Here is a 23,640-nt window from a genome sequence, read left to right as displayed (position 1 = left end):
CATTTTGCACGGATGAGCCCTCTTGAATCCGATGACCTGCCCATCGGCTGAACAGCTCGGCAGCGACACATGGCAATGCAGCGAATCAACAACCGGGATCTGCGGGCTCCAGCAAGCAGTCAAATGGGGCGCAGCTGAACCTCGTGCCTGCTTGAAGCGTGAAGGGCGAACTGTGTTCGTCCTGACGATGGCAGAAGAAGGCAAAGTCGTCTGTGCGGCACCGAACCTGACGCACCCTGCCCTTTCAGCTGCGCGCCTTGCTGAAGCGAAGCTCCCCATTGGCCATGCATGGCCGTGGGTCGTGCAATTCGACTCTCAACCAGCCAGCAGCGCTTCCAACTTTCGCAACCCCGCCACCGTCAGCAAACAGGCCTCTGCCGCCTCGGTCCCCTTCACAGCAAAGTGCCGCATGAAGTACTTGCGGTGTTCGGCGTGTTCGTGGAAATGGTGTGGCGTGAGCACGGCAGAGATCATGGGCACGCCGGTGTCGAGCTGCACGTCCATCAAGGCCTTCACCACCGTCTGCGACACGAAGTCGTGGCGGTAGATGCCGCCGTCGACGACGAGTGCGCTGCCCACCACGGCCGCATAGCGGCCTGAGCGGGCCAGACGCTGGGCGTGGAGGGGAATTTCAAAGGCACCGGGCACGTCGAACACGTCGATGGACTCGGCCGGGAAGCCGCCTTCGGCCATGGTGGCGAAGAAGGCGTCGCGTGCCTGGTGAACGATGTCGGCATGCCATGAGGCTTCGACGAACGCGAAGCGCAGATCGCTCGGCAGAGCGGGCACGGGAAGATTGACGACGGGAGACTCGGTCTGATTCATGGTGTCCTCAAAGAAGGAGGGGCCAACAAATCAGGGCGCACAAGCGCAAGCGCCGCCCATGGCGCAGGCGCACCGGGCAGGCACAAGGCTCGCGCTCTCTTTCATCCGGACTGTGACCGTCGGTCCCGGGATCTCACCGGGTCTGCTGACCCTTCACATCAATGAAGCTGCGAAGGCGCTCGCGGCACTCATGCGGCCGTGTTGCCACGCCGCCATCACCGCCGGTGGGGAGTTTCACCCCGCCCTGAGAACGCTTGTGTCCGGCACGGGGCCGAACGGGATGATTGTAGGCATGTGCACTGCAGGTGCGCTGTCACTCTTGCAATGCCCTGCGACCCGTGGGCAAAGCGAAGGGCCTCCTGCGAGTGTGCGGCCGTATCGAGCGATCAATCAAACCGAACGCATGTGGTACGTGGCATCGTTTTCCTCCACCACGGCAAACCCGAGACGGTCATACAACCGTTTTGCGGGATTGATCTTGATGACTTTCAGGTCCAAGGACTTTCCCTCCTTCCTGGCGCGAATGATTTCGCGGCGCAGTAACGCTGAGCCGAAACCTTGGCGTTGATATGCTGGCAACAGGAAGATCATTCGAACAAAGTTCCAAGACTCTCCCACTTCGACATGCATTGCGCCGGCATTCATTTCGCCCGCCGAAATCACCTGAAAATCGGCGAGTGGATGATGACGCCAAAACCCATCACGCTGAAAAGTCTCATTCCAGCCCCACGCCCACTCCACGTGCTCCCGAAGCGTCGCCTTGTAGCTTTCGAAGATGAATTGCCGGTCGTTTTCGCAGGCCGGGCGGAGTTTAGGCAAGACCATGGTTTAGCTTAAAGCGCGCTGTGGGCCCGGAAGAGTCGTTGGTCGGTTCAAGCCAGTCGTTCAGCCACAAAGCAACCGTCGCTGGACACGAAATCAAGACCCCTTCAATGTCTTGCTAAAAAAATCCACAACCGCTGCATTGAAGTGGGTATGAAACGCGACCCGGTCGAAGCCCGGCGCACTGGCGCAAATTGAGGGAACGATGGATGCCAGCGCGCTGCTGCACGGCGCCAGGAAGTCGAAATGTCCTGCGTTGGAAACAACGTGATATTCCGGCGCTTGTGGTAACACAACCCGCACCGCTTCGGCGTAGCGTGGGTGCGGAAGGATTGCATCTTCCTCGGCGCGCCAGAGCTGCACGGGCACCTTGACGTTCTTGAGCCCATCAGGTGCGAAGGTATAACCGAGCGCGGGCGCGGCCACTACAGCGGCCTTGATCCGTACGTCCGCTGCGCTGGCTATCGTGGACGTGGCAGGCACTGCGACGGCGTTGCCGCTCTTCGCCAGCAATTGGCATCCAAAGTCGCCGGGGTAATCGCGGCACATTGGCCTGACTTTTGAAAAATCGGGCAGCCCACCGATGCTCGCGAGCGCAGTGAAGCCGCCTGCAGAAAAACCAAACATGCCGACGCGCTCGGGGTTGACCGCCGCACGACCATCCCAGCTCTCCAGCATGTGCGTGATCACCCGGCTGATCTGTCGGGGCCTGTCCATGATGTCGATGCTTCGACTTTGGTCTGCGTAGTTGTCACCGGTATGCGTGACCGATGCCACCACGAAGCCTGCATCGGCCAGCGCGATCGCCGTATCAAAATGCCCGAGAAATGAACCTCCAGTTCCATGCGATATCAAGATCAGCGGTAAATCTTTGCCTAGCACCGGTCCATTGATCGCAACGCTCATCGTCGTCGGACCCATCGCCTCGGGCTGGGTTGCGTCCGAACTGGGATACCAAATGCCGATTTCAAGCGGCTTACCGTCTGGATCCGCAGCAACATCGTGCTGGAAACCGGCAGCGTGAGCGCAGGTGCCTGCGAGCAGCAGCGTGGCGACCATGCCGTACGGCTTTGCATTGAAAATCTTCATAAGGCGCGAGCTTGGTTGGAATGAAGCTGCCAACGATCTGCATTGGCCATGCACCGGACTCGTGCTTTGCAACGAAGCGCGATTATCTCCGCCAAAGTCCAGGGGCAGATGCAAAACTCCGCGCCTGATTGAGAAGCCGGTCTTGGCCGATATGGAAAGTCTAGCCTCAGTGCCAACGAGCCGCCATTCGTCAAGACCGCTCGGTTGCGGGCGACTGGTATCGCCCTATCGAAGGGGTAGCGCGGAGCGCTGCGAGGCGTGCGTCAAGCGCTAACGATCCAGCCTTCGAGCGGGTCGAAATCGGGCAAGCCCCAGCGTGGATGCCCTGCCTGATGCTGGCACAGCGCCCATGCGGCCTGCGCCATGCAGAGCACGGCATCGAGGCTGTCGCCGCTGGCGTCGTCCGCCAGGGCGTCGCGCTGGCCGTGCGTGAGCTTGAGGCGCAGGCCTGCGTTTTGGAGCAGCGGTGCCTGGCCGTTTTCCAGGGCGTTAATGAGGGTGCGGCGGGCGATCAGCCGCTCTGCCGTGTGGCGGGCCTTGTCGTCGCTCTTGTAGGAAGCGGTGCCCAGCACGCTGCGCGCGAGCAGCCCAGGGTAGGCTTCCAGCGCGGTGCGCGCCGGGTCGCCTTCGCACAGCCCCGGCAGGCTCACGCCGGCCGCGATGAGCCTGGGCACGCCCGCGTGCAGCATGAAGGCCACCGGTGGGTTGACCCATTTCATGCTGGGGCTGGAGCCGGCTGGGCCGTCGGTGGCGCGGTGGGCGAATTTGCCGCCCACTGGGCGCGCGTTGCAAAAGGCGGCGAAGGCTTCCCTGATCTCTGCGCGGCTCAGGCAGGCGTAGTGCGCCATGCAGGCGCGCCAGTCGGTGGGCCAGCCGAGGGTGGTCACCAGTTCGCGCGACAGACCAAACGGCAGGTCGAAGCCGCCCACCCAGCCTCCTGGTGCGGCCAGACGCTCGCTCCAGGCATCGAGTGTTTCAAACCGCTCCAGCGTCTGCAGCAGCAGGCGGCCGCGGTCCACGCGACCCACCGCCAGGGTGATGGGTTTACGGCGCGACGGGGCACTGGTGAAGTCACAGCCCAGCAGCAGGGTGCTGGCCGATTCAGGCGCGGTGGGGTTCATGCGCTCAGCCTAGTGCAAGTGCGGTCACACCGGCGGCGATGCACAACGCGCCCAGCAGTCGGGCCACGCGATCACCCTCGCCCAGCAGATGGCCGCCGATGATGGCGGCAAACAGCATGGACACTTCGCGCGCCGGCGCCACGTGCGACAACGGCGCTTCTTTCATGGCGTACAGCACCAGCACATAGGCCACCGGGCTGACCACCGCCACCAGCAGGGCGTAGCGCCACTGCTGGCGCCACAACTGTCCGGCGGTGGGCAGGTCGCGCAGCACGGAAGGGGCGAGCAGCGCCACGCGCACGAAGTTGCCCATGTAGTCCACCAGGATGGGCGACATCAGCAGAAACTTGACCGCATAGCCATCAACCACCGTGTACGAGGCAATGAAGGCGCCGGTGAGCAGGCCGTAGCGCATGCCTTTGAGCACCCGCAGGCGCGCCTGGGGGTCTTGCGCGGCGCGCAGCAGGCCGGGGCCACCGGCGATCAGGAACACGCCGCCCACCACACCCGCAATGCCCGCCACGCCCAGCAGCGACACGCGTTCACCCAGCACCGTGATGGCCACCAGCGACGACAGCAGCGGCCCGGAGCCACGCGCCACCGGGTACACCACCGTGAGATCGGACTTGCGGTAGCCGCGCAGCAGGATGACGTAATAGAAGACATGCAGCACACCGCTGGCCACCACAAAACCCCATTCGGTGGCGCCCCAGAGCGGCACTTCGGTGCGCCCCAGCCACCAGCCCAGCGGCGCCCAGAACAGCATCATCAAAAAGGCGCTGAAGAAAGCAAACCGCGCATCGCCTGCGGCCTTTTTTGCAGCGATGTTCCAGCCGGCATGGATGAGGCCGGCGAGCACGATGAGGGCGAAGGCGGTCAGCGACATGGGGAACACACAAAGGCTGCAAACCCTGCCGGGCAATGGCAAGGTTCAAGCAACGCTGTTATCGCCTCATTGGCCAATCAGAATTCAGGGGTGAGATGAGCGGAAGCCGCGTTAAACGAGGGCCAAACCACTCTCCGGAGCACGGTGCCTCACTCCAGAGATACCGTGGAACCGGCTCCGCCGGGCCACTGGTATCGCCCCCTTGAAGGGGGTCGCGCGCAGCGCGGCGGGGGTGGGCAACAGTGCTCAGGCTCTTCCGATGATGCTGGCGGTCGCCATCAGTTCTTCAAGCAAGGCCAGCGACACCCTGCCCGACACCGCATAGGGATCGAACTCTGGCTTTTCGGAGTACTTGAGCACGATGGAGATGTTGAGCTTGCTCAGGTTGACCTGCCCCATCGTCCAGCCACCGAACCGGCGTTCGGTGATTTCTTCGTAGTCGAGCAGCACCACATCGGTGTGGCGTTCGTCGACGACGATGTGGTTGTAAAGCTCGTTCACCGCCTGGCGCCCGCCTTCAATCGCCTGCAGGAACACGCCCCCGCCGTAGCAGAGCACGCCAGTGATGCCGTTGCCCATGTTGTGGGCGCGGGAAGATTCGAGGATCGACTCGATGGCTTTCGAGCAGTCTTTGTTGACAGCGCGGCTGACGTAGAGCAAGCGGACCAGCATGGTGGGTATTTCCGGGTTTCAGCGCAGAATCATCGCGGGATGAGCGACAGGAATTCGCGGCGCAGGTTGGGGTCTTTGAGGAACACGCCTCGCATGACCGAGTTGATCATCTTGCTGTCCATGTCTTTCACGCCGCGCCAGCCCATGCAGTAGTGGCTGGCCTCCATGACGATGGCCATGCCGTCGGGCTGGGTCTTTTCCTGGATCAGATCGGCCAGTTGCACCACTGCCTCTTCCTGGATCTGGGGGCGGCCCATGATCCATTCGGCCATGCGCGCGTACTTGGACAGACCGATCACGTTGGTGTGTTCGTTGGGCATCACACCAATCCAGATACGACCGATCACCGGGCAGAGGTGGTGACTGCAGGCGCTACGCACGGTGATGGGCCCGACGATCATCAGCTCGTTGAGGTGCTCGGCATTGGGAAATTCGGTGACGCCAGGGCCTTCCACATAGCGGCCCTTGAACACCTCCTTGAGGTACATCTTGGCCACGCGGCGCGCCGTGTCGTTGGTGTTGTGGTCGTTCTCGGTGTCGATCACCATGCTGTCGAGCACGCCCTGCATCTTCTCCGTAACCTCTTCAAGCAACAAATCGAGCTCGCCCGGGCGAATGAACTCGGCAATGTTGTCGTTGGAGTGGAAACGCGCGCGGGCAGCCTTCACGCGTTCGCGAATCTTGACGGACAAGGGCACGCCCTGAGCGTCGTCCTGTGGGGCATCAGAAGCCATGGGTGAATCGGTTTTCATGAGCATGCGGCATGCTAACACCGGCCTTCAGGCGCTTGAATGGCCGGCAAATACCACGAGCCGGCCAGGGGTCTTGGCCCATGGCGCTCGCGCGGGCGCCTTTCAATTGTGCTCCCGGTGTCAATAGCGATGTCCCGTGAGAAACAGCGTCGCGCGCATGAAGCCAAAGGCCAGGCGGTCCAGCACCCGCTGGTACCGCGGTCTGCGGCCCACTGCCTGGGCGTCGATGCGCTGCCCGGCCTGCCGCATGATCTGGTCCAGACGCCCGTGCAACTGGCGGGCAAACCGCCGGTCGCTGCTCATGACATTGGCCTCTCTGGCCAGCAACAGCGACAGCGGGTCCAGGTTGGTGGAACCCACCGTGGCCCATCGCTGGTCGACCACGGCCACTTTGGCGTGCAGGGAACTGGGCGTGTACTCATGAATTTCAATGCCGGCCTTCAGCAGCGCCTGGTACACCGGACGCGCGGCGTGGTACTGCAGGAAGTTTTCGTACTTGCCTTGAAGCAACAGACGCACCACCACGCCACGGCTGGCGGCCATGATCAGCGCCTTGCGCAGCCGGCGCCCCGGAATGAAGTAGGCGTTCACAATCACGACCTCGCGCCGGGACTCGCCAATGGCCTTGAGGTAAGCCCGCTCGATGTCGTGACGATGCGTCACGTTGTCGCGCAACAGCAAGGTGGCCCGAGCGCCGTCCACGCCCAGCGGCGGCGCCTGGGCTGCCCCGGTGCTTTCTGCATCGTCCGGGTGCTCTGCATGCTTCGCGTGGTCGGCGTGGTCGATGTGGCCCGAGCTCCCATCCAGCACCTGCAACAGGCGCGAAAAATCTCCTTTGGGGCTGGCTTCACGCAGCGCGTCCCAGGCCGCCTTGAACTCGCGCTGCCGGGCCTTGCGCACCGCCTGCAGGCGCCACCACAGCTGCTCCATGGTGTCGGTCATGTCAGTCACCAGGGGGCCCGCCACGCGCAATGAAAAATCGAGGCGTGGCGCCTTGAGCCGGCCCAGCGCCACGTCGTCCTGGTCGTCGATGAGGTTGATGCCACCACAAAAACCGATGATGCCGTCGACCACACAGAGCTTGCGGTGCAGGCGGCGCCAGGTGCTGGGCAGAAGCAGCCCCAGGCGACCCATGGGGGCATACACCCGCCAGCGCACACCGGCCGCCGCAAAGCGCTTCGCCCATTCGGCCGGAATTCGCGGTGTGCCCACGCCGTCGACCACCAGACGCACGTTCACGCCCCGCTGGGCCGCACGCTCCATTGCCTGGGCCACCAGCAGTGCGGATCCGGCAAATTCAAAGATGTAGGTCTCGAGATGGATCACACTGCGCGCCGCGTCCATCGCGTCCACCAGCGCCGGGAAAAGCTCAGCGCCGCCTTGCAACAGCAGCAACTGGTGACCGGCATCTCCCGTGGAACGTTTGCCTGAGGCAGAAGATCCGGGCGTGGAGCTGCGGGTGGCGGCAACGAACATGGCTGCGCTGGCTACAACGCCAGTTCGGCGATCAGCGGCAGGTGGTCGGACATGCGTGCCCAGGCCCGGCCATGCGGCACCTGGGCCGACATCAGCTTGAGCCCGCGCACATAGATGCGATCAAGGTGCAGCAGCGGCAGGCGCGACGGATAAGTGGGCAGGCGGATGCCGTCAAACGTGTGCAGATCCAGCGCGGCCATGGGCTTGTGCAACTGTGCACCCCAATCGTTGAAATCTCCCGCCACGATCAACGGGGCGCTGCTGGGCACTTCGGTGGCGATGAACTGCCCCAGGCGCTGCACCTGTCGCTCGCGGCTGGCGTGGATCAGGCCCAGGTGCACCACCACCACGTGCACGTCCACCCCTTCAATGAACAGCTGGGCATGCAGCAGCCCGCGTTGTTCAAACCGGTGGTCGGAGACATCGGAATGCCGGGTGTCGAGCACCGGCCAGCGCGACAACAGGGCGTTGCCATGTTCCCCGTGGCGGGTGATGGCATTGGTTCGGTAGACCGCCTCGTAGCCCTCTGGCGACAGATACCCCGCCTGATCGAGTTCCGGCCAGCGGGTGAAGTGTTTTTCCAGCTTGCGGTTGTGCCGCCGCACTTCCTGCAGGCAGACGATGTCGGCATCGAACTGCTCGACCGCGTGCGCGAGGTTGTGGATTTCCAGCCGGCGCGCCGGCCCCAGGCCCTGCACGCCTTTGTGGATGTTGTACGTGGCCACTCGCAAGATGCTCATGACTTGAATGATCGCACGATGCCCGCCAAGTTTCGATCAGTCAACAACCAAGTGCGAAAGCAGCAAAATGGCTTCGGCGTTGGAGGGAGAAAAACACCGATCGGCCGCGGCCCGCCATGGCAACCATGTCTGGGCCCGGTGCTCGCGCGGGCTGAGGGTCACCGGCCTGCACGCCGGTATGCACAAACCAAACACGCGCTCGGTGTTTCGGGTGGTGCCGGGCGCATACCGGTGCAGCCACTGCGGGTAGATTTCGTAGACGTTTTCAATCCCCCAATCGGTCAACACGTGACCCGGGGCCAGCGCGTCCAGGCCGGTTTCTTCGGCCACTTCGCGCGCAGCGGTCAGTTCATAGGGCTCGTCTGCCGCATCCTTGGAGCCGGTGACCGATTGCCAGAAGCCAGGGGCATCTGCCCGCTCAATCAGCAGGACGTCCCGTTGCGGCGTGTACACCACCACCAGCACAGACTGGGGAATCTTGAATCCGGAGGGGGTGGGCAGATACGAAGGCGCGCCATGGGGGACCATCGTGAGCCAGTGTCAAAGGAAGCGGCCCAATGACAGGCCGGTCGCACGCCAGCGCTGGTACAGCTTCCACATCGACCAGCCTCGCCAACCGAGGGACCAAGCCTTGCGTGGCCGCCACACCACCAGAGCCAGCGCGCCAGCGGCCAGAGCTTCCGGGTGCGCCCGAATCCACCACCAAGCATCCTGCAGCCGGTCGGCGGTGGTGAAAACCGGGTTCAAAGCGGCCGACTGCTCAACCACTTGGCGTCGCAGCAGAGCCGAACGCGCCAGCAGGTTTTCACGCCGATGGGCCAGCGAGGCACTGCGCTGAGTCATGGCAACACCATCATGACCGGAGGCTTTCGCGATCCCGCTTGAGCTCTTCGGCGCTAGACGAAAAAAAACGCGTGCCGGCCAGTGCACGTTCCCGCGCCATCCAGGCAAACACACCACCCAGTGTCAGAAACAGGGTGGCAAATACCGAGAGGGCCAGCAGGCGGTGCGACTCCCAAAGGGCCACGGTGATCAGGATGGACAGGAACCCGAGCCCCAGGCTGACGAAGGTCACGGCCACAGCCCCATAAACCAGCAGCCCACCCAAGCGCTGGACTTCTTCCTGCGCTTCCACGCTGAGCAACTCCAGCCGCAGCTGCAGCAGCTCCAGCACAGTTCCGGCGAGAGTCTTGAGTGACGCGGACAACCGTTGCGGTGATTCAGACATGTGTTGGCGAGGTGGTCAACTGGCGGCTCAACGCCGGCCGATCAAGAGTCCGATGATCAGACCGGCACCTGCTGCCGTGCCGATCGCACGCCAGGGATGCTCATGCACGTAGTCGTCGGTGGCGCGCGCCACTTCGCGGGTCTTGAATCTGATGGTGTCCTCCACGTCGGCCAGTTTGTGGCGGGCGTTGCGCAGGTTCTCGTTGATCTTTTCACGGAGCTCAACCACCTTGCCTTCGGTTTGATGGGCCGTCGCCTGCATCAACTCTTCGGCGTCAGAGATCACGCGCTGCAAGTCGGCAACCAGTTTTTCCTTGTCTGCGAGAGATTCCAGCTTGGCTTTGCTCATCAGGTACTCCTTGTTAAAAAAACATGGTACCAAACCCTGTCAGCAGTGTGGCCATGTACTTCTTTTGACACAGCAAAGCAGTCGGAACAAGCCTTTCAGGCAACAAAAAAGGACGCTGAAACAGCGCCCTTTTTGGGAACAAGCAAGAGCGACGCTGAACCAGCCCTCCGTGGCCCCACGCGCCTCTCGGTGACTGTTCGGCTCTGCCTCAGGCCGACTTGGCCAGATCGGCGTTGCGCAGGCGGATATGCAGTTCGCGCAACTGCTTCTCGTCGACCAGGCTGGGTGCCTGTGTCAGCAGGCATTGTGCACGTTGCGTCTTGGGGAAAGCAATCACGTCGCGAATCGACTCGGCGCCGGTCATCAGCGTCACCACACGGTCAAGACCGAAGGCGAGACCGCCATGCGGTGGGGCACCGTACTGCAGCGCGTCGAGCAGGAAACCGAACTTGAGTTGCGCTTCTTCAGGCGTGATCTTCAAGGCATCGAACACCTTCTGCTGCACCGCCGCCGTGTGGATACGCACCGAGCCGCCACCGATTTCCCACCCGTTGAGCACCATGTCGTACCCCTTGGCGATGCACTTTTCAGGCGCAGTCACCATCCAGTCCTCGTGGCCATCCTTCGGAGCGGTGAACGGGTGGTGCACCGCGGTCCAGCGGTCGGCTTCCTCGTCGTGTTCGAACATGGGGAAGTCCACCACCCACAGGGGCGCCCAGCGGTCCTCGAACAACCCATTCTTCTTGCCCAGCTCGCTGTGGCCGATCTTGATGCGCAGCGCACCAATGGCGTCGTTGACCACCTTGGCCTTGTCGGCGCCGAAGAAGATGATGTCGCCGTCCTGCGCACCCGTGCGCTTCAGGATCTCGGTCACGGCCGCGTCGTGCAGGTTCTTCACGATCGGGCTCTGCAGTCCGTCGCGCCCCTTGGCCACTTCGTTGACCTTGATCCACGCCAGGCCCTTGGCGCCGTAGATCTTGACGAACTCGGTGTATGCGTCGATCTCGCTGCGGGTGATTTCTGCACCGCCGCGCACGCACAGGGCGACCACGCGGCCGTTCTTCATGGTGGCGGGTGCGCTGAAGACCTTGAAGTCCACATCGGCCATCACGTCGGTGAGTTCGGTGAACTCGAGCTTGACGCGCAAATCGGGCTTGTCGGAGCCGAAGCGGTGCATGGCCTCGCTGTAGGTCATCACCGGGAAATCACCCAGGTCCACGCCCAGGGTATTCTGGAACACGGTCTTGATCATGCCCTGGAACATGTCGCGAATGTCTTCCTCGGTCAGGAACGAGGTTTCGATATCGATCTGCGTGAACTCGGGCTGGCGGTCGGCGCGCAGGTCTTCGTCGCGGAAGCACTTGGTGATCTGGTAGTAGCGGTCAAAGCCCGACACCATCAGCAGCTGCTTGAACAGCTGAGGGCTTTGCGGCAACGCGAAGAAATGACCGTCGTGCACGCGGCTGGGCACGAGGTAGTCGCGTGCGCCTTCGGGCGTGCTCTTGGTGAGCATGGGGGTTTCGATGTCGATGAAACCGTTGGCGTCCAGAAACTTGCGCACTTCCATGGCCACGCGGTAGCGCAGCATCAGGTTGTTCTGCATGTAGGGGCGGCGCAGGTCGAGCACCCGGTGGGTCAGGCGCGTGGTTTCGCTGAGGTTATCGTCATCCAGCTGGAAAGGGGGCGTGATCGAGGCGTTGAGCACTTTGAGCTCGTGGCAAAGCACTTCGATCTTGCCGCTCTTGAGGTTGTCGTTGGTGGTGCCTTCCGGGCGTGCACGCACCAGGCCCGTGACCTGAACGCAATATTCATTGCGCACGTCTTCGGCCGTTTTGAACATCTCGGCGCGATCGGGGTCGCACACCACCTGCACGTAGCCTTCGCGGTCGCGCAAATCAATGAAGATGACACCACCATGGTCGCGGCGGCGGTTCACCCAGCCACACAACTGAACGGTTTCACCCATCTGGGCTTCGGTCACCAGACCGCAATAGTGGGAGCGCATGGCCATTTCAGGTCTTCTTTCAACAGATAAGCAGGGCATGCCCGCGGACAAAATTCAGGAAACGGACGGCGGCAGGGCGGCCGTCTTCAAAAGGGTGTTTCGCGGGCCACCCGGCACGATCACGCCCATGGACACGATGTAGGTCAAGGCCTCGTCCACCGTCATCTGCAGCTCGACGCAATCGCTCTTGCGCACCAGCACAAAGTACCCACCCGTCGGGTTGGGCGTGGTGGGCACAAACACGCTGCAGAAGTCGTCGGCGTCATTGACCGGTCGAGCACCGGGCCGGGCACGCAGTTGGGCAAGCAGGTCGCCCGTGGGCGAGCCAGTGAGAAAAGCAATGGTCCACATGCCCTCGTGCGGCCATTGGACCAGCAGCGCCTTTCGAAAAGCGTTGCCCTTCTCCGAAAACAGCGTGTCCGACACCTGTTTGACACCGGAGTAGATCGAACGAACGACCGGAATGCGGTGCAACAGCGCGTGCCACCAGTGCACGAGCTTGTTTCCGATGATGTTGGACGCCATGGCGCCAATGGACAGCACCACCGCCAGCGCAAACACGACACCCAGGCCGGGGATGTGCATGCCCAGGACCTGATCGGGATGCCAGCTGGCCGGCAGGATGCCCAAGGTCTGATCCAGCGTGGTGACGACCCAGTCCAGCACCCAGAGGGTGATGATCAGGGGCACCAGAACCAGCAGGCCCGAAAGCAGCCATTTGCGCAAGGAGGGCATGGCCAGTGTCAGGCTGACGATGTGCCAGGCGATGCACTGGCAGGCGCCTTGGCGGCCGCCGGAGGCGTCGCTGCAGCCACCGGGGAAGGCGAAGATGCGGTGTTCGATTCACCCACCCCCTTGGCAGCGGGCTCGGCAACCGCAGGGCTGGCGCCCTCCGTCGCCGCAGGCGTGGCAGCAGGTTTGCTGCCTTCGCGAAAATCGGTGACGTACCAGCCGGAGCCCTTGAGTTGAAATCCCGCTGCCGTCAGCTGCTTGCGGAAACTGGGTTGACCGCAAGCGGGGCAAACGGTCAAAGGATCGTCTGACATTTTTTGAAGAACGTCCTTGGCATGACCGCAGGACTCGCACTTGTACGCATAGATGGGCATGGCTGGAACCTGATGAAAAGCGGTAGGACCCGGAAGGATCAAGGCGGAAGATGACCGGCTGGACCCACTTCCGTCTGGCGGCAAACACCTGCCGACGGAAGTCGGAACAAAACCGGGCATTATAAATTGCGGCCCCGCTCAATGGGGCGCCTGTTCATCGCCCAGCAAGGCTTCACCAGATTCGCACCCGCAGCAGCACCTGCATGAGGATCAGGCCCAGCAGGAATCCCAGACCACCCCAGATGACTCCCTGCAGCAGACGATTGGTGCGCCGCTGCTCCGACAGCAGGGCATCCAGCTCTCGCCGCATCTCGTGTGGTTTGTGGTGCAGGTAATCGTGCAACAGGCGCGGCAAGGCCGGCAACAATTTGGCGTATTGGGGTGCTTCTTCCTTGAGCTGCTGCAACAGCTTTTGCGGGCCGAGCTGCTCCATCATCCACTTCTCTAGAAACGGCTTGGCCGTGTTCCAGAGATCCAGCTCCGGGTCGAGGTCGCGCCCCAGGCCCTCGATGTTGAGCAAGGTTTTTTGCAACAGCACCAGTTGCGGCTGTATTTCCACGTGGAAGCGGCGTGAGGTCTGGAACAGGCGCATCAACACCATGCCGAGGGAAATTTCCTTCAACGGCCGGTCAAAGTAAGGTTCACAGACCGCCCGAATGGCCGACTCCAGTTCGTCGATGCGCGTGTCGGCCGGCACCCAGCCCGACTCCACATGGAGTTCGGCCACGCGCTTGTAGTCGCGGCGAAAAAAAGCGGTGAAGTTCTGCGCCAGGTATTCCTTGTCGAATTCGGTAAGGGTGCCGACGATGCCGAAATCGAGCGAGATGTAGCGACCGAAGGTCGCGGGGTTGACGCTGACCTGGATGTTTCCCGGGTGCATGTCGGCATGGAAGAAACCGTCACGAAACACCTGGGTAAAAAAGATGGTGACGCCGTCCCGCGCCAGCTTGGGGATGTCCACCCCCATCCGCCGGAGTTCGTCCACCCGGTTGATGGGCAGGCCGTGCATGCGCTCCATCACCATCACTTCCGTGTGGCAGTAGTCCCACAGCATCTCCGGGATGAGGACCAGATCCAGCCCCTGCATGTTGCGGCGCAACTGGGCGGCATTGGAGGCCTCACGGACCAGATCGAGTTCATCGTGCAGGTACTTGTCGAACTCACCCACCACTTCGCGCGGCTTCAGACGCTTGCCATCGGACGAGAGTTTTTCGACCCAGCCCGCCATCATCCGCATCAGGCTGAGATCCTTCTCGATCACCGGAAGCATGTGGGGCCGCAACACCTTCACGGCCACCTCGCGTCCCCCATGCCGGCCGCTTCGCAGGGTGGCAAAGTGCACCTGTGCAATCGAGGCACTGGCCACCGGGACCTGCTCAAAATGGCTGAACACCGTGTCCAGCGGCTTGCCAAAAGCCCGCTCGATGGTGGCCACCGCCACCGCGCTGGGAAACGGGGGCACCCGGTCCTGCAAACGGGCCAGTTCGTCGGCGATGTCGGCCGGCAACAGGTCGCGCCGCGTGGACAGCACCTGCCCGAACTTGACAAAAATGGGGCCCAGGCGCTCCAGCGCCAGGCGCAGGCGCTCACCGCGAGGGCTGCTGAGATCCCGGCCGATCGAGACAATGCGTGTCAGCAGGCGCAGGCCAGGCCGCTGGAAACTGGAGAGCACCAGCTCATCCAGGCCATACCGCAACACCACCCAGACGATGAAGATGCCGCGAAAAAGCCGCGTCATGCTGCCGTTCCGCCTTCGCCCTTGGCTTCAGGCCCGGCGGGAGCGGAAGACGGGGTCACCGGCGCCGCCGGTGAGGCCGGTGAGGCCGGCGAGAAGGGTCGACGCACAGCGAACCCTTCTGGAAGTCGGGCCAAAAAAGACTGCAGTGCCTGTGCGGCAGAACGAGCGAATCGACCCAACGTGTGGGCCGTCGCGTCGCCCACGAAGCGGGAAAGATCTTCTTCCACATCCCAGCGCACGTTGTCCACCAGCCAGGCCACCTCGGCCGCCAGCTGGACATCGCCCTGGATGTCCACGCCAGGCTTCTGCCCGGTCAACACACTCTGCGCCAGGGACAAAGGTGAAGTCTGGGTCAGTGTCATGCTCAGCTCGGGCTTCGCGTCGGGCGGACAGCGCTCCAGCAGGCCCGCGGCGGTGGGGGCCAGCGTGAGGTGAAAGTCGCCCCACTGAATGCGCACCGGTTTGCCCTTCTGGCGCCGCAAGCGGTCCTGGGCAGCCTTTTCCTGCATCAGCACATGGTTGAGAAACAGCACCACGCGGTTCTGAAGCTCGTCCACCACCCATTCGGGTGGCCGAATGGCTCCCAGCAAAGACTGGAGAAAGTTCACGGGCATGCCGCCAGCGGAGTCAGAAGCAGCTGAAGAGGATTGGGATTCGTTTTTCATGGCGTACCGATTTTGACGGATAACCGCTGGTTCAAAACAATCCGGATGCCAGGCCAGGGACTCCAGCGCCGGCAGGTTGACCGAAACCGACTTTGAGACGCTTTCTGCCCGGAACCGTATCGGGCAGCCGCCAGCCCCAAAAAAAAGGGGCACTCTGCTTGCCCCTTTTGATGTGGATTGTCAGCGCTGAGCTATTGCAATGCCTGCACACCCGCCACCAGCCAGCCGCCGGGACCTGATTTGGGACGGGTGATGTTCCAGACTTCGCGGAATGGACTCGGCCCGGCCGATTCGTCTTCCCGGATCAGTCCGGAAAACTCCACGCTGGCCATGTATTCGGAGGCCTGCTCTTCGATGCCAAGCAACTGCGCATCCAGCACCACGACCTCGGTCTTGTTCACAGCACCGCCAGCGGCCTGTTCCCGATCGGCCAGCTGTTGCTTGATCTGCTCCAGCATGTCGTCGGTCATCATGGCGCGCAGACTGACCATGTCGGAACGGTCCCAGGCGTCCTGCAACCGGATGAAATTGCCCTTGGACGCGTTCAGGAAACCTTCCTGGTCAAAGTCCTGTGGCACACCCCAGGATTGAGAGCCTGCAAGCGCCGATCCGATCATGGAGCCACCCAGCGCCCCGGGGGCACTGTCAGATGTTGCACCACCACGCTCCCAGGGCCGGGCGGACGCATCATTGCCGACGTTCTGAGGGCTGTACCCCCGTGGGGTGATGGCGTTGCCGGCACCACCTGCCGGCGCCGGGGAAGCACCCTGGTAGGCCAGGCCCGCATTGCGGGTGGCGGGCTGGCGGCTGCGCATGATCATGCCCACGACGGCCATCACGACCACGGCAATCAAGGCAAACAGCAGGATCTGGGCAAAGGCTTCACCCAGACCAAGCGCTGAAGCCAGCCAGGCCAGCCCCAGGCCCGCAGCCAGTCCGCCGAGCATGGCGCCCCAGGGCCGCTTGGGAGCAGCCGCCGCCGGTGCGGCCGAAGCCGGGCGAGTGGCTGCGCTCTGTGCAGGAGCCTGTTGGGGCGCAGCCTGCTGCGACGGCGGCGCCGTGTTGCGCTGTGTCACGTTGCCGGATTGTTTACCGAAGGAAAACCCGCCACCCAGGCGCTTCGCAAAGGCGTCCTGCGTACCCACCACCAGCGCGCACACCAAAACCAGCGACCACAACTTGTTCATTGCCATTTGTCCCTTTACCCTTTAATAAGAATTCTTCAACTCACACCTTGTTTTCGGCAAGGTCTGTCAACACTTGATTCCCACGTGCAAAGCCACGACACCAGCCGTCAGGTTGTGCACATCCACATGGCCAAAGCCAGCCTGCTTGATCATCTGCCGCAAGGTCTCCTGGTCCGGATGCATGCGAATGGACTCGGCCAGGTACCGGTAGCTTTCTTCGTCCTTCGCGACCCATTTGCCCAGCTTGGGCAGGATGTTGAAGGAGTACCAGTCATAGGCCTTTTCCAGCGGCTGCGCCACTTTTGAAAACTCCAGCACCAGCAGCTTGCCGCCCGGCTTGAGGGTCCGACACATCTCGGCCAGTGCAAGTTCCTTTTTGGTCATGTTGCGCAGACCGAATGCCACGGACACGAAATCAAAGGATTCGCTGGCAAACGGCAACTGCTCGGCATCGCAGACCAGCGTGGGCAACACCACGCCCAGGTCGAGCAGCCGGTTGCGCCCTTCGCGCAGCATGCTTTCGTTGATGTCGGTGTGCACCACGCGCCCGGTGGGCCCGACCTTCTTCGAGAAAGCCAGAGAAAGATCGCCCGTGCCACCCGCGATGTCGAGCACCTGATCACCAGGCTGCGGATTGGCCACCGTCAGCGTGTAGCGCTTCCATAAGCGATGAAGTCCCCCGGACATGAGGTCGTTCATCAGGTCGTATTTGGGGGCCACCGAATCGAACACGCTTCGAACGCGTTGCGCCTTCTCTCGCTCGTCGACCGTCTTGAAACCGAAGTGAGTGCTAGCCATGGGGAGAATATTAATGGTTTAGGCCCTGTTCACACGGCATTTCTGGGTGTAAATGGGGAGAAGCGGTGCGATTCCTGGCACTAATGACTACCGCAGCCCTGCCCCGCCTTCTCCGGCATTGGCGAATCGCGGTCCGCTCCTGCGGCCTGCAGCCTCGCGTTGTAATCCGTCCACAACTCGTCCTGCTTCGAGCCGAGGAAGTACAGGTAGTCCCAGGAAAAAATGCCCGAGTCGTGCCCGTCGCTGAACGTGGGCTGCACCGCATAGTTGCCCACCGGCTCCAAGCCCAGAATGCCCACTTCCCGCTTGCCGGTCTGCAGCACTTCCTGACCCGGGCCATGCCCCTGCACCTCAGCCGAAGGCGAGTACACCCGCATCAGTTCGAAGGGGATGCGGAAGGTCTGCCCGTCAGAAAAGCTCACTTCCAGCACACGCGAAGCGCCGTGCAAGGTGATGTCCTGCGGTGTCGGGGTGTTCTTGTCCAGTCCAGCCATGTTGGTCTCCAACGGATATCGGTATCAGGCGTCGTCAGAATACCCTGCGACGAATGGGATGCCTTTGTCCAGAAACACCGTCGGGCCGGCTTTGCCGGACGACTGGTGTTGCCCCCTTGAGGGGGCTGAGGGCTGCGGCTCCAAGCCTGCCTGCGCAGGCTTGGACAGTCCGAAGAAGCATCGACTCTGGCGATGCTGCGGCCTGCAAGGCACGCCGAAGGCGGCGCGGGGGTGTTTCAAACGAGCACCCGCTCAATACCGCCCTGATTGGCAGCCGCCACGTACTCCGGCAGCCAGTCCTTGCCCAGGATCTGGTTGGCCATTTCGACCACGATGTAGTCGGCTTCGAGCAGACCGTTCTTCAGATCATCGCCGTAGCGGCTCAGCCCCTGCAGGCAACTGGGGCAAGACGTCAGCATCTTGATGTTGCCGGTCTCGCTCACTGTACCGGCAGCGCGCAGGGTCGCTTCGCCTTTCTTGATCTCTTCCTCCTTGCGGAAGCGGATCTGGGTCGAAATATCGGGCCGGGTCACGCCCAGGGTGCCGCTCTCGCCACAGCAGCGCTTGCTCTCCACCACGTTGTCGCCCACCAATGCCTTGACCGTTTTCATCGGATCCTGCAGTTTCATGGGGGTGTGGCAGGGGTCGTGATAGAGGTAGCCCCCCTGCCCGGCTGGCAGCGTGATGCCTTTTTCCAGCAGGTACTCGTGGATGTCGATGATGCGGCAGCCCGGGAAGATCTGGTCAAACTCATAGCCCTGCAACTGGTCATAGCAGGTGCCGCAGCTCACCACCACGGTCTTGATGTCCAGGTAGTTCAGCGTGTTGGCCACACGGTGGAACAGCACCCGGTTGTCGGTGATCATCTTCTCGGCCTTGTCGAACTGGCCACTGCCGCGCTGAGGGTAGCCGCAGCACAAATAACCCGGCGGCAACACCGTCTGAACACCCGCGTGCCAGAGCATGGCCTGGGTCGCCAGCCCCACTTGGCTGAACAGACGTTCGGAGCCACAGCCTGGAAAGTAGAAGACCGCTTCCGTTTCGGCCGTGGTGGCTTGTGGGTTGCGGATGATCGGAACGTAATCCTTGTCCTCAATATCCAGCAGCGCACGCGCCGTCTTCTTGGGCAATCCACCCGGCATCTTCTTGTTGATGAAGTGGATCACCTGTTCCTTGATGGGCGCAGCACCCAGCGTGGCCGGCGGCGCCTTGGTCTGCTTGCGCGCCACGCGCTTGAGCAGGTCGTTGGCCAGGCGTTGGGCCTTGAATCCCACGCCAACCATGGCTGTGCGCATCAGCTTGATGGTTTCGGGGTTCGACGCGTTGAGGAAGAACATGGCCGCCGCGTTGCCCGGGCGGAAGCTCTTCTGGCCCATCTTGCGCAACAGGTTGCGCATGTTCATGGTCACATCGCCGAAGTCGATGTTGACCGGGCAAGGGCTCAGGCATTTGTGACACACCGTGCAATGGTCGGCCACGTCTTCGAACTCTTCCCAATGCTTGATGCTGATGCCGCGTCGCGTCTGTTCTTCATACAGGAAGGCCTCGACCAGCAGCGACGTGGCCAGAATCTTGTTGCGCGGGCTGTACAGCAGGTTGGCGCGCGGCACGTGCGTGGCACACACCGGTTTGCACTTGCCGCAGCGCAGGCAGTCTTTCACGCTGTCGGCGATGGCGCCGATGTCGCTGCGCTGCATGATCAGCGACTCGTGCCCCATCAGGCCAAAGCTGGGGGTGTAGGCGTTGCTGAGGTCGGCGCTGCGCAGGCTCGCGTCGTGTGCCAGTGCGGGTGTGCCTGCAAATTCGCGCAGCAGTTTGCCCTTGTTGAAGCGGCCTTCGGGGTCGACCCTGGCCTTGTATTCGGCGAAAGGTCGCAGTTCGTCGTCGGTCAGGAATTCCAGCTTGGTGATGCCGATGCCGTGTTCACCTGAGATCACGCCGTCCAGGCTGCGCGCTAGCACCATGATGCGGCCCACGGCTTCGTGGGCGGTCTGCAACATTTCGTAGTCGTCGCTGTTGACCGGGATGTTGGTGTGCACGTTGCCGTCGCCCGCGTGCATGTGCAACGCCACCCACACCCGGCCCTTGAGCACACGCTGGTGAATCGCCTGGCATTCGGCCAGGATCGGCCCAAACGCCGCGCCCGCGAAGATGCCTTGCAGCGGCGCACGGATCTGTGTCTTCCAGCTCGCACGCAGGCGATGGTCCTGCAACTGCGGGAACAGCGTATCCACGTCGCGCAGCCAGCCGGCCCACAGGGCGCGCACTTCGCGCACCAGGGCAAGCGCCTGTTGCACGCGGTCTTCCAGCAACTCGGCGCTGGGAATGTCGTTGGCATCGTCGCTCTTGCCCAGCGGCAGGTGGCCGCGAGTGAAAAACGCCTCCAGCGATTCGCAGAGTCTGAGCTTGTTGCGCAGCGACAGCTCAATGTTGATGCGTTCGATGCCTTCCGTGTACTCGCCCATGCGAGGCAGCGGAATCACCACGTCTTCATTGATCTTGAAGGCGTTGGTGTGTTTGCTGATGGCTGCCGTGCGCTTGCGATCCAGCCAGAATTTCTTGCGCGCTTCCGGGCTGATGGCCACGAAGCCTTCGCCACTGCGCGAATTGGCCAGCCGGATCACCTCGCTGGTGGCGCGGGCCACCGCGTCGGCGTCGTCACCCACGATGTCGCCCACCAGCACCATCTTGGGCAAGGTGCCGCGCTTGCTCTTGGTCGCGTAGCCCACGGCCTTCAGGTAGCGATCGTCCAGATGCTCCAGGCCGGCCAGAATGGCGCCGCCCGGGCGCTTCATCTCGCCGAACATGAAGTCCTTGATGTCGACGATCGACGGCACGCAATCCTTGGGATTGCCGAAGAATTCGAGACACACGGTGCGCACATGGTCCGGCATGCGATGCACCACCCAGCGCGCGCTGGTGATCAGGCCGTCACAACCTTCTTTCTGGATGCCCGGCAGACCGCTGAGAAATTTATCGGTCACATCCTTGCCAAGGCCTTCCTTGCGGAAGGTCTTGCCGGGAATGGCCAGCCGCTCGGTGCGCAGGAGGGTCTTGCCATCGGCCTGGAAATACTTCAGTTCGAACGTGGCCACCTCAGCGTCGTGGATCTTGCCGAGGTTGTGGTCGAGCCGGGTCACTTCCAGCCACTCGGCCTGCGGCGTGACCATGCGCCAGCTCACCAGGTTGTCGAGTGCCGTGCCCCAGAGCACCGCCTTCTTGCCGCCGGCATTCATGGCGACGTTGCCGCCCACGCACGAGGCTTCGGCCGAGGTCGGGTCGACCGCGAACACATGCCCTGCCCGCTCGGCGGCGTCGGCCACGCGTTGGGTCACCACCCCGGCTTCGGTCCACACCGTGGGCAAGGCTTTGTCGTGGCCCGGCACCGTCACCCACTCGAGCTCGGTCATGGCTTCGAGCTTTTCGGTGTTGATCACCGCGCTCTTCCAGGTCAGCGGAATGGCGCCGCCGGTGTAGCCGGTACCGCCCCCGCGTGGGATGATGGTCAGCCCCAGTTCAACACAACCCTTGACCAGCGCCGCCATTTCGGCTTCGGTGTCGGGCGTGAGCACCACGAAGGGGTATTCCACCCGCCAGTCGGTGGCATCGGTCACATGCGAGACACGGGACAACCCGTCGAACTTGATGTTGTCGCGGGCGGTCAGCTTGCGCAGTGCTTTGGTGGCACGCTGGCGCAGCGCCGCCATTTCTTCAAACGAGCCGGCGAACCTGTCCACGGCTGCCTTGGCTGCTTTGAGCAACTCGGCCACCAAAGCGTCGCGGTCGGCATCGTCCTGAGGGGTGCGTCGCTTCTGCACCTCGCCCAGGCGGTGATGCAAGGCATCCACCAGTTGCTTGCGGCGCTTGGGGGTATCGAGCAGGTCGTCCTGTAGATAGGGATTGCGCTGCACCACCCAGATGTCGCCCAGCACTTCGTAGAGCATGCGGGCCGAACGGCCGGTGCGCCGCTCACCGCGCAAGCCGTCCAGCAAGGCCCAGGCGCGCTCACCCAGCAACCTCAACACAATTTCACGATCCGAGAAGGAGGTGTAGTTGTACGGGATTTCGCGCAAACGTGGCGCGTCGTCGGTCGGCGTGGCGAGAAGCGAGAGCGGTGTCGGAGCGTTCATTGTGTGGCAGTCGCCAGCATGACTGTGGGGAACCCAAGATGGTACCGCAGCGCTACTTACACCCACCCCCCTTATGGAAACCCCTGTTGTCATGTCCACGAAAACTGTATGCAATCAATTTGTCACAAAAGACCGATAGGCTTCGGCCTTCCCAACCAATCAACAGGAGCAACCATGCACAAGAGATTCATGCCCTTGACGGGCGCGCTGGCGCTCGCCGCGCTGATCAGCACCCCCGTCCATGCCCAGACTGAAATTCAGTGGTGGCATTCGATGACGGGCGGCCTGAACGACTGGGTGCTGGACCTGGCCAACGGTTTCAACAGCAGCCAGACCGAATACAAGATCGTGCCGACCTACAAAGGCACCTACGACGAAACCATGCCAGCCGCCGTGGCCGCCTTCCGCGCCGGCAACGCGCCGCACATCCTGCAGGTTTTTGAAGTGGGTACCGCCACGATGATGGCCGCCAAGGGCGCCGTGGTGCCGGTGGGCAAGGTGCTCGCGGACGCGGGCTACAAGTTCGATCCCAAGGCTTACATCCCAGCCGTGGTGGGCTATTACACGGCGCCCAACGGCCAGATGCTGAGCTTCCCGTTCAACAGTTCAACCACCGTCTTCAACTACAACAAGGACCTGTTCACCAAGGCCGGTCTCGACCCCAACCAGCCACCCAAGACCTGGCCTGAAGTGGTGCTCGCGGCGGCCAAGCTCAAGGCCTCCGGCGTGGCCTGTCCCTTCACCACCAGCTGGCAGGGCTGGACCCAGCTGGAAAGCTTCTCCACCTGGCACAACACCGAGTTCGCCAGCCAGGGCAACGGCTTTGGTGGCACCAGTGCACGCCTGACCGTCAACAGCCCGCTGCACGTGCGCCACATAGAGAACCTCTCCAACATGGCCAAACAAGGCCTCTTCGTCTACCGCGGCCGCGGCAACAAGGCCGACGCCTCCTTCTATTCCGGCGAATGCGCCATGGCCACGGCCTCCTCGTCGACGTACGCAAGCATCAAGAAGAATGCCAAGTTCGAGTTCGGCATTTCGACCCTGCCCTACTACCCGGACGTGGCAGGCGCGCCGCAGAACACCGTGATCGGTGGCGCGTCGCTCTGGGTCATGGGCGGCAAAAAACCCGCAGAGTACAAAGGCGTGGCCGCCTTTTTCAACTACCTGACAAACGCCGAGATCCAGGCAAAGAGTCACCAGCGCACGGGCTACCTGCCGATCACGCTGGCCTCGTTCGAGTTGACCGAGAAAACCGGCTTCTACAAAGAGAACCCGGGCACCGACGTGGCGGTGAACCAGATGATCCGCAAGACCACCGACAAATCGCGTGGTATCCGTCTGGGCAACTTCATTCAGGTCCGCGCCATCGAGGACGAAGAGCTGGAGCAGGTCTGGGCAGGCAAGAAATCGGCCAAGGAGGCACTGGACGCCATCGTCAGCCGCGGCAACGAGCAACTCGAGCGCTTCCAGAAAGCCAACTAAGTGCGATCGGGGCGGGTCCCAAGGCCTGCCGTTATGCTCTCGCCTCCCCCGTCCGGTGATCCCGGCGGGGGAT

The 23,640-nt window shown here is 62.6% G+C and carries 23 protein-coding genes and 1 riboswitch; of the genes, 1 reads left to right on the top strand and 22 read right to left on the bottom strand.

What is annotated here, in order from left to right; translation table 11 throughout:
- Positions 1-315: 315 nt before the first annotated feature.
- The 22 genes from J2W49_RS15460 to J2W49_RS15355 form a co-directional block, all read right to left on the bottom strand.
- The gene (locus J2W49_RS15460; protein ID WP_310317917.1) at positions 316-825 is read right to left on the bottom strand and encodes a 6,7-dimethyl-8-ribityllumazine synthase; all 510 of its coding nucleotides are present in this window, start codon (positions 823-825) and stop codon (positions 316-318) included.
- 89 nt (positions 826-914) lie between these two features.
- Positions 915-1,081, bottom strand: a riboswitch (FMN riboswitch).
- Positions 1,082-1,215: 134 nt separating this feature from the next.
- Complete coding sequence (locus J2W49_RS15455) at positions 1,216-1,650, bottom strand: GNAT family N-acetyltransferase (RefSeq protein ID WP_310317915.1); 435 nt, start codon at positions 1,648-1,650, stop codon at positions 1,216-1,218.
- Between the two features lie 93 nt (positions 1,651-1,743).
- The gene (locus J2W49_RS15450; protein WP_310317912.1) at positions 1,744-2,736 is read right to left on the bottom strand and encodes an alpha/beta hydrolase family protein; all 993 of its coding nucleotides are present in this window, start codon (positions 2,734-2,736) and stop codon (positions 1,744-1,746) included.
- Between the two features lie 263 nt (positions 2,737-2,999).
- Positions 3,000-3,857, bottom strand: coding sequence for a DUF429 domain-containing protein (locus tag J2W49_RS15445; RefSeq protein WP_310317909.1), 858 nt, complete (start codon positions 3,855-3,857; stop codon positions 3,000-3,002).
- Positions 3,858-3,861: 4 nt separating this feature from the next.
- Positions 3,862-4,743 (bottom strand): EamA family transporter, encoded by an 882-nt coding sequence (locus tag J2W49_RS15440; RefSeq protein ID WP_310317905.1) that lies wholly within the window; start codon positions 4,741-4,743, stop codon positions 3,862-3,864.
- A gap of 246 nt (positions 4,744-4,989) precedes the next feature.
- Positions 4,990-5,415 carry a BLUF domain-containing protein gene (locus tag J2W49_RS15435; RefSeq protein ID WP_310317902.1) on the bottom strand — a complete coding sequence of 142 codons (426 nt, stop codon included), beginning with the start codon at positions 5,413-5,415 and terminating at the stop codon, positions 4,990-4,992.
- A gap of 29 nt (positions 5,416-5,444) precedes the next feature.
- Positions 5,445-6,173 (bottom strand): GTP cyclohydrolase I, encoded by a 729-nt coding sequence (folE, locus tag J2W49_RS15430; protein ID WP_310317900.1) that lies wholly within the window; start codon positions 6,171-6,173, stop codon positions 5,445-5,447.
- Between the two features lie 114 nt (positions 6,174-6,287).
- Positions 6,288-7,643 carry a cardiolipin synthase ClsB gene (gene clsB, locus J2W49_RS15425; RefSeq protein ID WP_310317897.1) on the bottom strand — a complete coding sequence of 452 codons (1,356 nt, stop codon included), beginning with the start codon at positions 7,641-7,643 and terminating at the stop codon, positions 6,288-6,290.
- A gap of 11 nt (positions 7,644-7,654) precedes the next feature.
- Entirely contained in the window at positions 7,655-8,383 is a 729-nt protein-coding gene (locus J2W49_RS15420) for an endonuclease/exonuclease/phosphatase family protein (protein ID WP_310317893.1), read from the bottom strand.
- A gap of 36 nt (positions 8,384-8,419) precedes the next feature.
- Positions 8,420-8,911 carry a dihydroneopterin triphosphate diphosphatase gene (gene nudB / locus J2W49_RS15415; RefSeq protein WP_310317891.1) on the bottom strand — a complete coding sequence of 164 codons (492 nt, stop codon included), beginning with the start codon at positions 8,909-8,911 and terminating at the stop codon, positions 8,420-8,422.
- A gap of 12 nt (positions 8,912-8,923) precedes the next feature.
- Positions 8,924-9,226, bottom strand: coding sequence for a YqjK family protein (locus J2W49_RS15410; protein WP_310317888.1), 303 nt, complete (start codon positions 9,224-9,226; stop codon positions 8,924-8,926).
- Positions 9,227-9,236: 10 nt separating this feature from the next.
- Positions 9,237-9,611 (bottom strand): phage holin family protein, encoded by a 375-nt coding sequence (locus tag J2W49_RS15405; RefSeq protein ID WP_310317886.1) that lies wholly within the window; start codon positions 9,609-9,611, stop codon positions 9,237-9,239.
- 27 nt (positions 9,612-9,638) lie between these two features.
- The gene (locus J2W49_RS15400; protein WP_310317883.1) at positions 9,639-9,959 is read right to left on the bottom strand and encodes an ElaB/YgaM/YqjD family protein; all 321 of its coding nucleotides are present in this window, start codon (positions 9,957-9,959) and stop codon (positions 9,639-9,641) included.
- 208 nt (positions 9,960-10,167) lie between these two features.
- The gene (aspS, locus tag J2W49_RS15395; RefSeq protein WP_310317880.1) at positions 10,168-11,970 is read right to left on the bottom strand and encodes an aspartate--tRNA ligase; all 1,803 of its coding nucleotides are present in this window, start codon (positions 11,968-11,970) and stop codon (positions 10,168-10,170) included.
- A gap of 48 nt (positions 11,971-12,018) precedes the next feature.
- On the bottom strand, positions 12,019-12,699 hold the full coding sequence (locus tag J2W49_RS15390; protein WP_310317879.1) for a DUF502 domain-containing protein: 681 nt from the start codon (positions 12,697-12,699) through the stop codon (positions 12,019-12,021).
- An 8-nt stretch (positions 12,700-12,707) separates the two neighbouring features.
- On the bottom strand, positions 12,708-13,070 hold the full coding sequence (locus tag J2W49_RS15385; protein ID WP_310317876.1) for an FmdB family zinc ribbon protein: 363 nt from the start codon (positions 13,068-13,070) through the stop codon (positions 12,708-12,710).
- Positions 13,071-13,242: 172 nt separating this feature from the next.
- Complete coding sequence (gene ubiB / locus J2W49_RS15380; RefSeq protein ID WP_310317873.1) at positions 13,243-14,808, bottom strand: ubiquinone biosynthesis regulatory protein kinase UbiB; 1,566 nt, start codon at positions 14,806-14,808, stop codon at positions 13,243-13,245.
- A complete protein-coding gene (locus tag J2W49_RS15375; RefSeq protein WP_310317869.1) occupies positions 14,805-15,473 on the bottom strand; it encodes a ubiquinone biosynthesis accessory factor UbiJ in 669 nt (222 codons plus the stop codon). The genes ubiB and J2W49_RS15375 overlap by 4 nt, the downstream gene beginning before the upstream one ends.
- A 191-nt stretch (positions 15,474-15,664) precedes the next feature.
- Positions 15,665-16,660 (bottom strand): Tim44 domain-containing protein, encoded by a 996-nt coding sequence (locus tag J2W49_RS15370; RefSeq protein ID WP_310317866.1) that lies wholly within the window; start codon positions 16,658-16,660, stop codon positions 15,665-15,667.
- Between the two features lie 66 nt (positions 16,661-16,726).
- Positions 16,727-17,458, bottom strand: coding sequence for a bifunctional demethylmenaquinone methyltransferase/2-methoxy-6-polyprenyl-1,4-benzoquinol methylase UbiE (gene ubiE / locus J2W49_RS15365; protein WP_310317864.1), 732 nt, complete (start codon positions 17,456-17,458; stop codon positions 16,727-16,729).
- A gap of 80 nt (positions 17,459-17,538) precedes the next feature.
- Complete coding sequence (locus J2W49_RS15360; RefSeq protein WP_310317860.1) at positions 17,539-17,952, bottom strand: gamma-butyrobetaine hydroxylase family protein; 414 nt, start codon at positions 17,950-17,952, stop codon at positions 17,539-17,541.
- A gap of 236 nt (positions 17,953-18,188) precedes the next feature.
- The gene (locus tag J2W49_RS15355) at positions 18,189-22,082 is read right to left on the bottom strand and encodes a DUF3683 domain-containing protein (protein ID WP_310317856.1); all 3,894 of its coding nucleotides are present in this window, start codon (positions 22,080-22,082) and stop codon (positions 18,189-18,191) included.
- A gap of 174 nt (positions 22,083-22,256) precedes the next feature.
- Here J2W49_RS15355 and ugpB point away from each other — a divergent pair, with 174 nt between their 5' ends.
- Positions 22,257-23,567, top strand: coding sequence for a sn-glycerol-3-phosphate ABC transporter substrate-binding protein UgpB (gene ugpB / locus J2W49_RS15350; protein ID WP_310317853.1), 1,311 nt, complete (start codon positions 22,257-22,259; stop codon positions 23,565-23,567).
- The last annotated feature ends 73 nt before the right edge of the window (positions 23,568-23,640 follow it).

This window comes from Hydrogenophaga palleronii, assembly GCF_031457455.1.
In the GTDB taxonomy this organism is placed as follows: Bacteria; Pseudomonadota; Gammaproteobacteria; order Burkholderiales; family Burkholderiaceae_C; genus Hydrogenophaga; species Hydrogenophaga palleronii_A.
This window is presented reverse-complemented; position numbering and strand designations above follow the sequence as displayed.

Coding starts and splice junctions, on each gene's coding strand:
- J2W49_RS15460 (WP_310317917.1), bottom strand. CDS start 825: ATGAATCAGACCGAGTCTCCCGTCGTCAATCTTCCCGTGCCCGCTCTG.
- J2W49_RS15455 (WP_310317915.1), bottom strand. CDS start 1,650: ATGGTCTTGCCTAAACTCCGCCCGGCCTGCGAAAACGACCGGCAATTC.
- J2W49_RS15450 (WP_310317912.1), bottom strand. CDS start 2,736: ATGAAGATTTTCAATGCAAAGCCGTACGGCATGGTCGCCACGCTGCTG.
- J2W49_RS15445 (WP_310317909.1), bottom strand. CDS start 3,857: ATGAACCCCACCGCGCCTGAATCGGCCAGCACCCTGCTGCTGGGCTGT.
- J2W49_RS15440 (WP_310317905.1), bottom strand. CDS start 4,743: ATGTCGCTGACCGCCTTCGCCCTCATCGTGCTCGCCGGCCTCATCCAT.
- J2W49_RS15435 (WP_310317902.1), bottom strand. CDS start 5,415: ATGCTGGTCCGCTTGCTCTACGTCAGCCGCGCTGTCAACAAAGACTGC.
- folE (WP_310317900.1), bottom strand. CDS start 6,173: ATGCTCATGAAAACCGATTCACCCATGGCTTCTGATGCCCCACAGGAC.
- clsB (WP_310317897.1), bottom strand. CDS start 7,643: ATGTTCGTTGCCGCCACCCGCAGCTCCACGCCCGGATCTTCTGCCTCA.
- J2W49_RS15420 (WP_310317893.1), bottom strand. CDS start 8,383: ATGAGCATCTTGCGAGTGGCCACGTACAACATCCACAAAGGCGTGCAG.
- nudB (WP_310317891.1), bottom strand. CDS start 8,911: ATGGTCCCCCATGGCGCGCCTTCGTATCTGCCCACCCCCTCCGGATTC.
- J2W49_RS15410 (WP_310317888.1), bottom strand. CDS start 9,226: ATGACTCAGCGCAGTGCCTCGCTGGCCCATCGGCGTGAAAACCTGCTG.
- J2W49_RS15405 (WP_310317886.1), bottom strand. CDS start 9,611: ATGTCTGAATCACCGCAACGGTTGTCCGCGTCACTCAAGACTCTCGCC.
- J2W49_RS15400 (WP_310317883.1), bottom strand. CDS start 9,959: ATGAGCAAAGCCAAGCTGGAATCTCTCGCAGACAAGGAAAAACTGGTT.
- aspS (WP_310317880.1), bottom strand. CDS start 11,970: ATGGCCATGCGCTCCCACTATTGCGGTCTGGTGACCGAAGCCCAGATG.
- J2W49_RS15390 (WP_310317879.1), bottom strand. CDS start 12,699: ATGCCCTCCTTGCGCAAATGGCTGCTTTCGGGCCTGCTGGTTCTGGTG.
- J2W49_RS15385 (WP_310317876.1), bottom strand. CDS start 13,070: ATGCCCATCTATGCGTACAAGTGCGAGTCCTGCGGTCATGCCAAGGAC.
- ubiB (WP_310317873.1), bottom strand. CDS start 14,808: ATGACGCGGCTTTTTCGCGGCATCTTCATCGTCTGGGTGGTGTTGCGG.
- J2W49_RS15375 (WP_310317869.1), bottom strand. CDS start 15,473: ATGAAAAACGAATCCCAATCCTCTTCAGCTGCTTCTGACTCCGCTGGC.
- J2W49_RS15370 (WP_310317866.1), bottom strand. CDS start 16,660: ATGAACAAGTTGTGGTCGCTGGTTTTGGTGTGCGCGCTGGTGGTGGGT.
- ubiE (WP_310317864.1), bottom strand. CDS start 17,458: ATGGCTAGCACTCACTTCGGTTTCAAGACGGTCGACGAGCGAGAGAAG.
- J2W49_RS15360 (WP_310317860.1), bottom strand. CDS start 17,952: ATGGCTGGACTGGACAAGAACACCCCGACACCGCAGGACATCACCTTG.
- J2W49_RS15355 (WP_310317856.1), bottom strand. CDS start 22,082: ATGAACGCTCCGACACCGCTCTCGCTTCTCGCCACGCCGACCGACGAC.
- ugpB (WP_310317853.1), top strand. CDS start 22,257: ATGCACAAGAGATTCATGCCCTTGACGGGCGCGCTGGCGCTCGCCGCG.